Raw genomic sequence first — 11,689 nt, 5'->3', positions numbered from 1 at the left:
AAACCAGCGCAAAGATAAGAGATCAGTTAAGAATAAAAAATATTGTCGCTCAGGGAATATTTAGCAACGGTGGTTGGCTCTATTTTACATTTTAATGGACTATTTTAATAGACAGAGAGGAATCGTATGGAAATCAGTTTGAATAGAAAGCTGTTTCAGGATTATTTCGTACTTTACTGACCGAAAATTATTTATTAAGACCCTATCAAACGATGTCCGCGGAAAAGAAAACTACAGCCGTATCCAGCATACTTCTCATTGTATTTTCAATTGTCACTTTGCATTTGGTGAATTTGGCACACAATGAACTAACTATTGATTTGGCTATGGAACCGGTCAAGAACCTTTCGGATGCGCGTCACTTAATAGTCAATGGAAATTACAATCGTGCAATTGAAGAGTTGGATGATGCCATGATGAAAATGCGAGTGATCGAGCAATACACTGATAGTTCTTCAATTGCATTTTTGGAGCAAGCAGTTGAAGATTTGGAATTGGTAGAAAATGAGATGCGTATGGATAATCTGGAAGAGGATGATCTCAATAGAGCTTTCTTCAATGCGCTGAATTCAATCGCTTACGCATGTATGACAATTTCAGAAAACAATCTGGATAAAGGGGAAAAATATAAAGCCATGCAGTTCATGAATGCAACCTTTGCAGAAATGATCGCTTCTTTAAAATTTGTTGAAGATCAGCATTTAAAGAATAAAGAGGAAAAGGTCATTGCCCATGTTAGGGAAATCCTTGATAAAATGGAGGCTTCAAAATATACTTTTCGATTTGACTACGATATGGTCAATCACGAATTGGAGGAGTTAATAGATAAATAAAGAATCATTTCTCATCTTCAAGCCTAGCGTTATCTTTGCGCCTTAATTTCTAATGCTTTGAAGAAAATCATCAGTTTTGTTGTTCGCCATATTCCGCGAAAATACCTACAGCTTTTCAGTCATGTCGCGCTTAAAATGGTGGCTTTGTTTTACCGAGGCAACAAAGTGGAATGCCCGGTATGTGAGAGTCATTTTTCCAAATTCGTGCCTTATGGTAGAGTAGCTAGAGCCAATGCCCTATGTCCCAATTGTCTGGCTTTGGAGCGTCATAGATTGATGTGGTTGTATCTCAAACAGAAAACAAACTTCTTTCAGCCAGATCAGGAAGTCCTACACATCGCTCCTGAAATCTGTTTTATCAAACGATTTGAAAAAATTCATGGAGATCAGTACATCACAGCTGATTTGGAATCGCCATTGGCCAAAGTCAAAATGGACATTCATGAAATGCCATTTGACGACAATAGATTCGATGTCGCTTTTTGTAATCATGTGATGGAACATGTGGCGGATGACATCCAATCAATGAAAGAAATCCACAGAGTGCTCAAGCCTGGTGGCTGGGCCATTATTCAAATTCCTATTTTTCATCCAGTGCCAGAAGTGACTTTCGAAGACGACTCTGTAACCGATCCAAAGGAGCGTGAAAAGCTATTTGGTCAAGATGACCATGTGAGATTGTATGGAAAAGATTATCCAGATCGTTTGCGCCAAGCTGGGTTTACAGTCGTGGAGGATGATTTTGTGAATACACTATCTACGGAAGAGCAGGCACGTTTCGCTTTACCAAAAGATGAAATTATTCATTTGTGTAGGAAGGGTTAATCCTTCAACCCAATTTTCTGACTCACTAAATAATCATTCTTTCGAGTAGAAGACTGGGTCATCATTTCGCCAATGAAACCGGCTAGGAAAAGCTGCACGCCAATAATCACAGCCACAAGCGCTAAGAAGAACAGCGGCTGATCCACCACATCTCTGGCGGGCAGTCCCATTTGTACTTCATAGATTTTTCTTCCAATCACCCAAAAAGTAATAATCGTTCCAAAAAAGAAGGAAAGCGTACCAAAGGAACCGAAGAAATGCATGGGTCGCTTCTTGAACTTGGAAACAAAAGAGATAGAAAGTAGGTCCAAAAATCCGAAAATGAATCGCTCGAGCCCAAATTTGGTTTCGCCATACTTACGGGCTTGATGTTGTACCACTCGCTCGCCGATTTTGGCAAATCCTTGCCCTTTGGCTAGGAAGGGGATATAACGGTGCATTTCGCCATAGACGTCTATGGATTTGACAACCTCTTTTTTATAAGCTTTGAGCCCACAATTGAAATCGTGTAGTTTGATGCCTGAAAATTTTCTTGCTACGAAGTTGAAGAACTTCGAAGGAATGGTTTTCATGATGGGATCATAGCGCTTCTTTTTCCAACCAGAAACTAAATCAAAGCTTTCTTGAGTAATCTGCTCATATAAACCAGGAATTTCATCAGGGCTGTCTTGTAGGTCCGCATCCATGGTAATCACCACGTTGCCACGGACATTTTTAAATCCTGTATTTAGTGCAGCTGATTTGCCATAGTTGCGATTGAATTTGATGCCTTTTACGTGGCTGTCTTTATCAGCCAATTCGCTGATAATGTCCCAAGATTGGTCTGTGCTGCCATCATCCACAAAAAGGATTTCATATTGAAATCCTTTTTCGTCCATCACTCGGCCTATCCAGGCATGGAGTTCTGGCAATGATTCTTCTTCATTGAGAAGGGGTATGACTACAGATATATCAAGAGATTCTGCCATTATTCGAATTCAGGTCTTTTCTTTTTGATGATCGCACCGCAAATTAATCCAATCAGACCTGCTCCTAATAGCCAAGCCCAACTGCCTTGCAATATACCACCTACAGAAAATTTACCAGCCATATCTTTTTCAATTTGCTCTAAGGCCTCATCCATTTCTTCTGCTGGAGCACCAAAAGTTTCCATCATAGATTCCGTATTTTTCAATACCTGGTCAGTTAATATTTCTGGTAATTCTGGATCGATAATATTGAAAAGCAGAATTGAGAAAACTCCATTAAGAATGGCACCAATAATTCCTGCGATAAAAATAAACTTGAAAGCATCTCCAAATGAGATGAATCCTTCTAAATGATCGTCCCTGTATTTTTTCCCTATGTAGGAATATAGAAAGATAGATAGCGCAAATGAGATGAGTGAAAACTTCCAATCGACCATGAGACTGACGTCGATAGCATATACGATCATGGTGAGGATAATGCTGATTAATCCTACGATGAGTCCGCCTTTGATAGATTCAGTACTAGCGTTAGATTCCATTTGGTAATAGTTTAAGGTTTGTTAAAATTAGTGTCGAATCAATCATATCGACCTGGTTCAATTATTTTTTTGGTTGCTTTTTTAAAACTGTCGAAAGTAAGCTGGTGAGTAAAAAACCGATGCCAGCTTTTTTGACTAAGCTATCCATTGCCAAATCTAATGAAGTCGTTTTACTTACTTCGTCATAGGAGGATTGATAGCTTTCAGCGCCCATTTCTTCCGTTAGTATGTCTTTGTTTTCTTTTATTACATTCAAACTTTCAATAATATAAGATTGTAGCATTTCGGGATCAACAAATTGCAAAGCCATCCACAAAAAAGCGGCATACAAAATAGCAATACTCCCATAAATAAAGAAACCAACTGTCATTCCTTGCCAAAACTCCATCATCCCCTGATTGAAGGTGTCTCTAAACTCTTTAATACCAAAAAAGATGAAAACAGGAATAATAAAAAAGTCAAATACGCGCATTTCCATCAGTGGATTAGAACCTGTCCCATACAAGACAAAGAACATGGCGATATTGATGGCCGCACCGATCAGTCCGAATTTAAGCGGGACTTTGAATAATGGTTTCATTTAGATTAATCGAATGTTTGAAATTGATTACCGTTGAAAACTGCTGTGACCTTCCCAGTCAATTCTTGATGGAAGAAAGGAGAATTCCTCGACTTGGACTTATTGGTTTGATCATTGAGTGTCCATTTCGCTTTAGGGTCGAATAGCGTCAGATTAGCGACTTGTTTCTCTTCTATTGAATGAAAATCAAGTTTTAGAATTCTTCTTGGGTTAGTGGTTACTTTTTCTATCCAAACCGTGGGTTCTAACTCTTTTTCAAGTTTGAGTAGGGAAGGAAGCATGGATTGCAAGCCTGATATGCCAAACCCAGCCAGGTCAAATTCTAATTTTTTGTTTTCTTCATCTTGAGGTGTATGAGAAGTAACAATGACGTCGATTACATCCTCTTGCAATCCTTTGATTAGTGCTTTTCTATCTTTCTCGGTTCTAAGCGGTGGGTTTATTTTGTAATTCGAGTCATATCCTATCAAGTTGTCGTCTGTATGAATGAGGTGGTGAATGCTCACATCACAGGTCACATGTAGGCCCTTCTTCTTGGCTTTTTTTATCAGATTGACACTTTCTTTTGAAGAGATATTGGAGAAATGGATTTTTCCTCCCGCATATTTTAAGAGATCCAAATCTCTTTTAATCATCAGGTGTTCAGCCAGGGTAGGCATGCCTTTCAGACCAAGTATGGTACTGACGGTGCCTTCATTCATAGACCCAAATCGAGTAAGCAGTTGATCTTCTGGCTGATTGATGAGTAGGCCATCAATTTTTTGCAGATAGATCAATGACTTCAGCATCATATCCGTGTGCCAGATGGGTTTTTCTCCATCAGTAAAAGCAACAGCCCCAGCGGTATGCAGGTCCAACATTTCTGTTAAATCTTCGCCTTTCGTGTCTAACGTGACTGCAGCCATCGGGTAGATGTCTGTCAAATACGATTTTGATTTGGACAATACGTATTCCACGTTTCCTTTGGTCTGGACTACTGGTGTGGTGTTGGGTAGTATAGCTACACCTGTGAATCCTCCTTTTGCTGCCGTTGCTGCTCCACTTGCCAGATCTTCTTTGTGCTCATTGCCTGGGTCATTGAAGTGGGATTTCATATCGAACCATCCAGGAGTAAGGAATTGACCTTTGGCCTCTATAATGGTGTCTGCTCGATGTTCTTTTTTGTCGATGGAAACAATTTGCCCATCCTTGATATGAATATTGACTACTTTGTTGTGATGTGGAGATTGAGGGTCGAGGATTTTAGCTTCTCTGAGGAGTATATTCATTATAAAAATCTTAGTAGCACACTTTCAGCAAAAAGAAATATCAGGGACAAAATTAAGGTATATTTCCATAAATCTCGCTGGTGATATTTTTCTTTCATGATTTCAGAAAATGAAGCTGCATCTTGCGGTTGATAGATATTCAAATGCTGGATTCCAGATAGTCTGGCTCTAATCTCTTCTAAAGGCAGCGTAGCCAAATTCGATTCTTTTTTAGAATGATTGAAAGCAATAGTTGTCACTAATTGATCTCCAAGCATGACATCATAGTAGCCAGGTGTCAGTAAGTATTTTGGCATGTCTAGTGCCAATTCATTGGCAGAAACCCGCTGGGATGGAATCAACTCAGCCCCTTCTTTTTGTAGCTTGTACAACTGACCATTTGGTATGCTGTCTACACTTAATACTAGATTGGTTTTATCCACATTAAATGCCAGTGCCTGCGTGTTGGTACTACTAAGTTCAGCAACTCTATGCATTACCGGAACAAATAAGGCATGCTGATGTAGATTGGTGTAATCTCTGGTAAGTGGACTTGAAAACACGAATAAGTTGCCTTTCTGGAACAAATGACTCAAAAGAGGCTGATTGGTTTTAGTTTTTAGCAGAGGGATATCGTTACTGCTCCATTTGTAAAGAGTTGACACTTCTGGCATTTGTGTGTCGCTGCTGATGGATTCAAAAATATTTTCGAAGAAAGGATTTTTTAAATCTGGAATTAACAATGGAGTTTTAATGACCGAAGAGTCTTTAATGATTGAAATTCCTGCGAACTGGTATTGATTTGCTTGTCCATCTGGTAAGAATATCACAGATTTCCCCTCCTTCAATTGTTTTTCTATTTGCGCCTTCAGACCATTTTCAACGGTTTTTACTCCATTGATGATTAATAAATCAGCTTGCTCTAGCGTCGGGTAGGAGATGTTTTCAGAAGGATATGCCGTAAAACTGAACAAATCATTGTTTTGATAAACTTTGCTGACTGGGCTATTGGCTTGATCCGTGACTTCTACAATTTTGATTTTAGAAGCTTGGTTCAGCGTAAAATAATAATCGTTGTCGAAGGTGACCGGAAAATCTTCAAAGCTGATCACACAGCGGTTAGATTTTTTCAAACTACCCGTTAGCTCAAAAGTCACGGTTTGGCTAGCATTGGGTTCTATGTCTAGGCTTGTTGTTCCGCTTTGTTTATCGTTGATGTGCAATTTGACTTGCAAATCATTCACCAAAGGCCCCTGATTTTTTACTCGCACTTTAATGCTGTTTTTCTGATCTGGCACCAAAAATGGGTTGGTAAGATAAAGTGTGTCGATAGATAGGTTTCGTTGTTCAGGTGTGGCGATGGTGACCAAATGGTATTGATTTGTGGAGTCCACGATGGTCTCAAATGCACCGAAAGTTGATTGCTGAAAATCTGTTAATAAAAATACATCTCTTGAACCTTCAATTTGGTCCAACAATAGTTTGTTGAACACTTCTTGTCCGGTTCTCGCCAAGTTAGAATACTCAATTTCCGTCAACTGCTCTAAGGTCTTTGTTTTCGAGCGACTGATGCTACTACCAGGAAGAAAATCATTGGTAATGAGACTGAATTTAGTGTCTTGCGAATATAAGTTGATGATTTTGTAAGCCACTTCTAGCAATTCATTAAAGCCGGTTAGGTCATTTTCGGTCAGATTGGACAAACTATTTGAATTGTCTAGGTATAGCATGACAGATCGATTCTTAAGTCCATCTTCTTGACCTGGAATAAATGGTTGGGCAAACGTGAGCACTAGAAAAAAGATGAAAAGCAATCGGCACAGCAGAATCAATAAATGTCGCAATCGTAGATTGGACGAGCTTTTCTTTTTGATGCTTTCCAAGAATCGAACATTCGAGAAACTAACCCTTTTGGCCTTTCTGAAATTGAATAGGTGAATGATGATCGGAATAGCGAGTGCGGAGAGTCCCCACAAGAAAAACGGATAAGTAAAGCTCATTAGGGACAAATCTATATTAAAATTTGTTGGCTGTCGGAAAATATTTTTTACAAATATCAATCCTGTCGGGTACACGATTTTAACTCAATAAAGTTAGCCATGTGAGATTTTGCTTTATTGGAAAGCATGCCTTTTGAAGGCCGGAGACTAATTATTCGTGTATAACGGTAAATAATTGAATTACTTAACTCAGTTCTTTTATTTCCAGCATAGAGTATTTATATTCGTGTTGTTGTTGTGGATTAAGATTTGATTAGTCCTTTTTATTTTGAGTTTTTGACCTTGGGGTTCAGGAGGAGTCTTGAACCCTTTTTTTGTGCCTATATTAAACAATACTCAATTTGTTTCAGTTGCGGATAAGATTTACAAATCTGGCATCATCGGTGAGAAAGGCAATTGTTCTGGTTCTTTTTCTACTCTCAAATTATAACAGTCTAAGTCAAGATGTTAATAACAATTTGAGGGTATATAATGTAACTCAATTCACAGTTTCAAAAATATCAGATGCAACATTAGCGTCATCAAGATATTCCATGGCCTATACATATGATGATCCTAAATCGCTTGGTATCAATATGAATTTCGGATATTTTGTTTTACCTCATCATATCGGAATTGGGGTGTCTCTGGGAATTAACACTAACTTCAATCCAAATTTTAACTTGTTCCCGTTGGGATTTGAATTGAGATATTTGGTATTCAATCAACCAAGCACACCTTATTTGTTTTGTCAAATGAGGAGTTTAGTGAAGATAGGTGAGGATTTCTACGGAGGAAGAGAAAGAGGATTTGGACTGGGTTATAAAGTCAAATTGGCACATGCTACTTTTTTAACTTTTGACTTAAAGTATAACTACAAAACCATAAAAAATGGTGAAGGGATGTATGCAAGTAATTTGTCTATTAAAGGTCTAGACTTTTCTTTAGGAATGATTTTTTAGAATCTTTTATTTTTAGTCTCAAACACACAAAGTGATCATAATCGAACACCTATTGTTTCATACCTGAACAAATTTGGTCAGGTGGCGGACAGGTGATTTTTTGTAAGTTATTGATATTCAGCTATCTAATATTATGGCACTCTTCTTGGCATACTCCTGCCGAACTTGAAATTATAATGAACTAATGGATAAAAAGATTAAAAAGAAAAAATGGACAGTAGGGAAGATTTCATCCATTTCATTCGGTGCGCTGTTTGTCTCTTTTATACTATACAACTTCATCTTTGCAGATAAGGGCTCAAAACTCAATGTGTCCGCAGAAAAAATCAATGTTTCTGATGTGATGAAGGGGCAGTTTAGAGAATTTATCCCTGTAGATGGAAATGTGATGCCTATCAAAACCATCAGGTTGGATGCCATTGAAGGTGGGAACGTTGAAAAAAAATATCTGGAAGGCGGTGAAATGGTCACTAAAGGAGATACTATTTTGAAACTAGCGAACAACAATTTGGTTCAAAACTTTGTGAGAGAAGAAACGCAGACCTTTAGATTAGTCAATGAGCTAGCCAATACCAAATTGTCTTTGCAAAGAAATAAATTTGAACTCAAAAGGCGATTGACTGCACTTGATTATGACATCGATGCGGCAAAAGATGCATATGAAAGAGGAGCAAAACTGCGAGATGAAAAAGTGATTTCAGAGCAGGAGTTCTTGAATTTGAAACGTGCTTACGACCGATTAGTGACGAACAGAGAAATTGAAATAGAGTCTCAAAAATTTGACACCAGATCTACAGAAGAGCAAATCAGACAAACGACTCAAACGCTTGAACGAACACGTAGAAACCTTGAAATGATCAAGGGCAACTTGGACAACTTGTACATCAAAGCGCCCATCTCTGGAAGCTTGTCCTCTGTAAATGTAGAAATTGGCGAGTCTATTATGCCTGGACAAAACATAGGCCAGATTGATGACTTGGATGCTTTCAAAGTAAGAGCAACTATTGATGAGCATTATATTGCTCGAATTTATGAAGGACTGGAAGGTACTTTTGATTTCGCAGGAGAAACACATCAACTCAAAATTTATAAAATATACCCCGAGGTCATCAACGGTTTGTTTTCTGTGGATTTAAAATTTGAAAACGAATTACCAGAAGATATCAGAAGAGGTCAAACCCTACAAATCAAATTGCAGTTGAGTGAAAACATTGAAGCCATTCAAATTCCAAGAGGAAGCTTCTATCAAACCACTGGAGGCAACTGGATTTTTGTAGTGGATGAGTCAGGTGACTTTGCTACCAGAAGAAACATCAGATTGGGACGTCAAAACCCTAGATTCTACGAAGTAATCGAAGGCTTGCAACCAGGCGAGAAAGTTGTTGTCTCTTCATACGATGGTTATGAAGACAAAGACAGACTTGTATTTAAATAAAAAATAAAGAACTAAAACATACTAAACAATATTCAAATGGAAAACGCGAATACGCTACTCAAAACCGACGGATTAAAGAAATTCTACTATACAGATGAGATTGAAACCACTGCATTGGCAGGAGTGAACCTCAACGTGAATGAAGGAGAATTCGTCGCTATCATGGGACCATCAGGTTGCGGTAAATCTACCTTGCTCAACATCGTAGGCCTACTCGACAACCCTTCTGAAGGAGAGTTTTATTTCAGAGATGAAGAGATCTCAGAATACAGTGAAAGACAAAGAGCCGATCTGAGAAAAGCTAACATTGGATTTGTATTCCAGAGCTTCAACTTGATCGACGAGTTAACCGTATTCGAAAACATAGAATTGCCATTGATCTACTTGAAGTACTCAGCTTCTGAGCGTAAGAAAAGAGTAGAAGAAGTAATGGAGCACATGAAAATCATGCACAGAAGAAATCACTTCCCTCAGCAGCTTTCAGGTGGTCAGCAGCAAAGAGTTGCAATTTCAAGAGCTGTAGTAGCAAAACCGAAGTTGATCCTTGCCGATGAGCCTACAGGTAACTTGGATTCAGCAAACGGTCAGGAAGTAATGACACTGTTGAGCGATTTGAATGAGCAAGGAACTACAGTTGTCATGGTGACTCACTCACCAGTAGATGCAGAGTATGCAGACCGAGTGATCCACCTTTTCGATGGTCAGATCGTATCTGAAAATGTAAATGCTAAGGACAAAGCATTAGTTTAAAATAATTACCAATTACAACTGCTCTATAAGTTAGTTGGTGTTCTCCTAAAAAGAACACCGGCTGGCTTACTACGGCCGAACCTCAGGGACAAAACTCAAACTCAACTACCCCAAGGGCATACTCAAAGACTTGAAAACTTGAAGAAATGAAGATAGGAATAGTGAAAAGGATGGTTTTTTTATTGGTGCTCGTAGCACTTGGTGTGCAGGTAACTGCTCAGAATCAGGATTCTACAGCGGCACCTCAACAAAAACAGGAAAAGAAAATACTTACATTGGATGAATGTATGAGAATTGCCATGCAAAACAATATCGAGCTAAAAAGATCGAAAAACAATGCTCAAATTGCTAGTGCGAATTATTTTCAGAGCATGATGGAGTACCTTCCGAATGTTAGCGGAAACATAAACTATGACTGGTACAATGGAACTTTCTTTGATAATACAGCAGCCAGACAGGTGACGGAAGTTACCAATTCTTCCAATCCAAATTTGAGTGCCAACATGGTGCTGTTTAATGGCTTTAACAATCATTTTTACAGAAAATCAACGGAAAATCGACGTGAGGCAGCTATTAATGCAATTAATGAGCAAAAGATAGGTGTTGAATCAAATGTGTTGGCTTCTTATCTACAGGTGGTACTGGATAAAGAAAATATCAAAATTTCAGAAAACTTGATAGCCCTGCTGGAAGCACAATTGGAACGCGAAAAAAAGAGACATGAAGTAGGTGTCGGAAATCTTGAGTTGGTTTACAACTTTCAGTCGCAGCTAGCGAATGAAAATTTAAACTTGGTTACCGCCAAAAATAGGTTGATGACTGATATGCTAACCTTGCTACAGGTGCTACAACTAGAAGTGTCAGCGAACTATGATGTAGCTCCTTATGAGCTAGCTCCTGGAGAGCATTTAGCTGACAAAGAACAATTTGCAGAAGTTTTAGAATCTTCGTTGAGCTACTCACCTGGAATCAAAAGAGCTGTGGCAGCATCAGAGGCCTCGCGTTATGATTATAAAAGTGCTCAAGCTGGATATATGCCAACCATTACTGCCTTTGGGCGAATTGGTTCTAGTTTTTCATCCAATGGTGCAAGGAATCCGGAGACTGGTAATTATGACGCCGGTGCCTCCTTTGATGATCAGATGAATTGGAACAAATTTGATTACTTGAACCTCTCCATGAATATCCCCATTTTCAATAATTGGAGAACAAAAAATAGCTCGCAAGTTGCCAAACTGAATATGGAAAATGCTGCATTAGACTTGGAACAAACCGAATTAAATGTAACAAATACTATCCAACAGGTCTATGTAGACCTCATCTCAGCTCAGGCTACTCATAAGGCGGCGGAAGAGAATTTAATTGCTTTGAACCAGTCGTTTGAATTTGCGGAAACCAGATATGAGAATGGTAATACTGATTTTTTTACCTATTTGGAGAGCTTGAACAACAAGAATCGAGCAGAGATAGAGCTGGTCAATGCTAAGTACCAAATTGTATTCAGAAAGAAAATCCTCGATGTTTATAGAGGCTTATTATAAGGTCAAAACTCAAAACTCTAATTCAGAACC

Annotated in this window: 11 protein-coding genes; 6 read left to right on the top strand and 5 right to left on the bottom strand. The window is 38.6% G+C overall.

The features are described 5' to 3' along the window. Positions 1–212: 212 nt before the first annotated feature. Together ABJH98_RS14985 and ABJH98_RS14980 are read left to right on the top strand one after the other, a co-directional pair. Positions 213–833 (top strand): hypothetical protein, encoded by a 621-nt coding sequence (locus ABJH98_RS14985; protein ID WP_348308510.1) that lies wholly within the window; start codon positions 213–215, stop codon positions 831–833. A gap of 57 nt (positions 834–890) precedes the next feature. Next, on the top strand, positions 891–1,658 hold the full coding sequence (locus ABJH98_RS14980) for a methyltransferase domain-containing protein (RefSeq protein ID WP_348308509.1): 768 nt from the start codon (positions 891–893) through the stop codon (positions 1,656–1,658). On the opposite strand, the gene ABJH98_RS14975 is transcribed toward ABJH98_RS14980, so the two are convergent. From ABJH98_RS14975 to ABJH98_RS14955, 5 genes are all read right to left on the bottom strand, one after another. Continuing rightward, positions 1,655–2,626 (bottom strand): glycosyltransferase family 2 protein, encoded by a 972-nt coding sequence (locus tag ABJH98_RS14975; protein WP_348308508.1) that lies wholly within the window; start codon positions 2,624–2,626, stop codon positions 1,655–1,657. The two genes, ABJH98_RS14980 and ABJH98_RS14975, sit on opposite strands and share 4 nt — an antisense overlap. Continuing rightward, entirely contained in the window at positions 2,626–3,165 is a 540-nt protein-coding gene (locus ABJH98_RS14970) for a DUF4199 domain-containing protein (protein ID WP_348308507.1), read from the bottom strand. The genes ABJH98_RS14975 and ABJH98_RS14970 overlap by 1 nt, the downstream gene beginning before the upstream one ends. Positions 3,166–3,226: 61 nt before the next feature. Then, a complete protein-coding gene (locus ABJH98_RS14965) occupies positions 3,227–3,745 on the bottom strand; it encodes a DUF4199 domain-containing protein (RefSeq protein WP_348308506.1) in 519 nt (172 codons plus the stop codon). 5 nt (positions 3,746–3,750) lie between these two features. Beyond that, complete coding sequence (locus ABJH98_RS14960) at positions 3,751–5,013, bottom strand: dihydroorotase (protein WP_348308505.1); 1,263 nt, start codon at positions 5,011–5,013, stop codon at positions 3,751–3,753. Further along, on the bottom strand, positions 5,013–6,992 hold the full coding sequence (locus tag ABJH98_RS14955; RefSeq protein WP_348308504.1) for a BatA domain-containing protein: 1,980 nt from the start codon (positions 6,990–6,992) through the stop codon (positions 5,013–5,015). The genes ABJH98_RS14960 and ABJH98_RS14955 overlap by 1 nt, the downstream gene beginning before the upstream one ends. Before the next feature lie 533 nt (positions 6,993–7,525). On the opposite strand from ABJH98_RS14955, the gene ABJH98_RS14950 reads away from it, so the two are divergent. The 4 genes from ABJH98_RS14950 to ABJH98_RS14935 all read left to right on the top strand — a co-directional run bounded on the left by ABJH98_RS14950 (position 7,526) and on the right by ABJH98_RS14935 (position 11,659). After that, on the top strand, positions 7,526–7,933 hold the full coding sequence (locus ABJH98_RS14950) for a hypothetical protein (protein WP_348308503.1): 408 nt from the start codon (positions 7,526–7,528) through the stop codon (positions 7,931–7,933). Positions 7,934–8,117: 184 nt separating this feature from the next. Continuing rightward, the gene (locus ABJH98_RS14945; RefSeq protein ID WP_348308502.1) at positions 8,118–9,368 is read left to right on the top strand and encodes an efflux RND transporter periplasmic adaptor subunit; all 1,251 of its coding nucleotides are present in this window, start codon (positions 8,118–8,120) and stop codon (positions 9,366–9,368) included. A gap of 36 nt (positions 9,369–9,404) precedes the next feature. Beyond that, positions 9,405–10,118 (top strand): ABC transporter ATP-binding protein, encoded by a 714-nt coding sequence (locus ABJH98_RS14940; protein WP_348308501.1) that lies wholly within the window; start codon positions 9,405–9,407, stop codon positions 10,116–10,118. 146 nt (positions 10,119–10,264) lie between these two features. Then, entirely contained in the window at positions 10,265–11,659 is a 1,395-nt protein-coding gene (locus tag ABJH98_RS14935; RefSeq protein ID WP_348308500.1) for a TolC family protein, read from the top strand. The last annotated feature ends 30 nt before the right edge of the window (positions 11,660–11,689 follow it).

The organism is Reichenbachiella sp. (assembly GCF_039969095.1).
Taxonomy (GTDB): domain Bacteria; phylum Bacteroidota; class Bacteroidia; order Cytophagales; family Cyclobacteriaceae; genus Reichenbachiella.
Note: the sequence above shows the minus strand (reverse complement) of the source record. Positions and strands in the feature narration are given on the sequence as shown.

Coding starts and splice junctions, on each gene's coding strand:
- ABJH98_RS14945 (WP_348308502.1), top strand. CDS start 8,118: ATGGATAAAAAGATTAAAAAGAAAAAATGGACAGTAGGGAAGATTTCA.
- ABJH98_RS14960 (WP_348308505.1), bottom strand. CDS start 5,013: ATGAATATACTCCTCAGAGAAGCTAAAATCCTCGACCCTCAATCTCCA.
- ABJH98_RS14935 (WP_348308500.1), top strand. CDS start 10,265: ATGAAGATAGGAATAGTGAAAAGGATGGTTTTTTTATTGGTGCTCGTA.
- ABJH98_RS14940 (WP_348308501.1), top strand. CDS start 9,405: ATGGAAAACGCGAATACGCTACTCAAAACCGACGGATTAAAGAAATTC.
- ABJH98_RS14985 (WP_348308510.1), top strand. CDS start 213: ATGTCCGCGGAAAAGAAAACTACAGCCGTATCCAGCATACTTCTCATT.
- ABJH98_RS14970 (WP_348308507.1), bottom strand. CDS start 3,165: ATGGAATCTAACGCTAGTACTGAATCTATCAAAGGCGGACTCATCGTA.
- ABJH98_RS14955 (WP_348308504.1), bottom strand. CDS start 6,992: ATGAGCTTTACTTATCCGTTTTTCTTGTGGGGACTCTCCGCACTCGCT.
- ABJH98_RS14965 (WP_348308506.1), bottom strand. CDS start 3,745: ATGAAACCATTATTCAAAGTCCCGCTTAAATTCGGACTGATCGGTGCG.
- ABJH98_RS14950 (WP_348308503.1), top strand. CDS start 7,526: ATGGCCTATACATATGATGATCCTAAATCGCTTGGTATCAATATGAAT.
- ABJH98_RS14975 (WP_348308508.1), bottom strand. CDS start 2,626: ATGGCAGAATCTCTTGATATATCTGTAGTCATACCCCTTCTCAATGAA.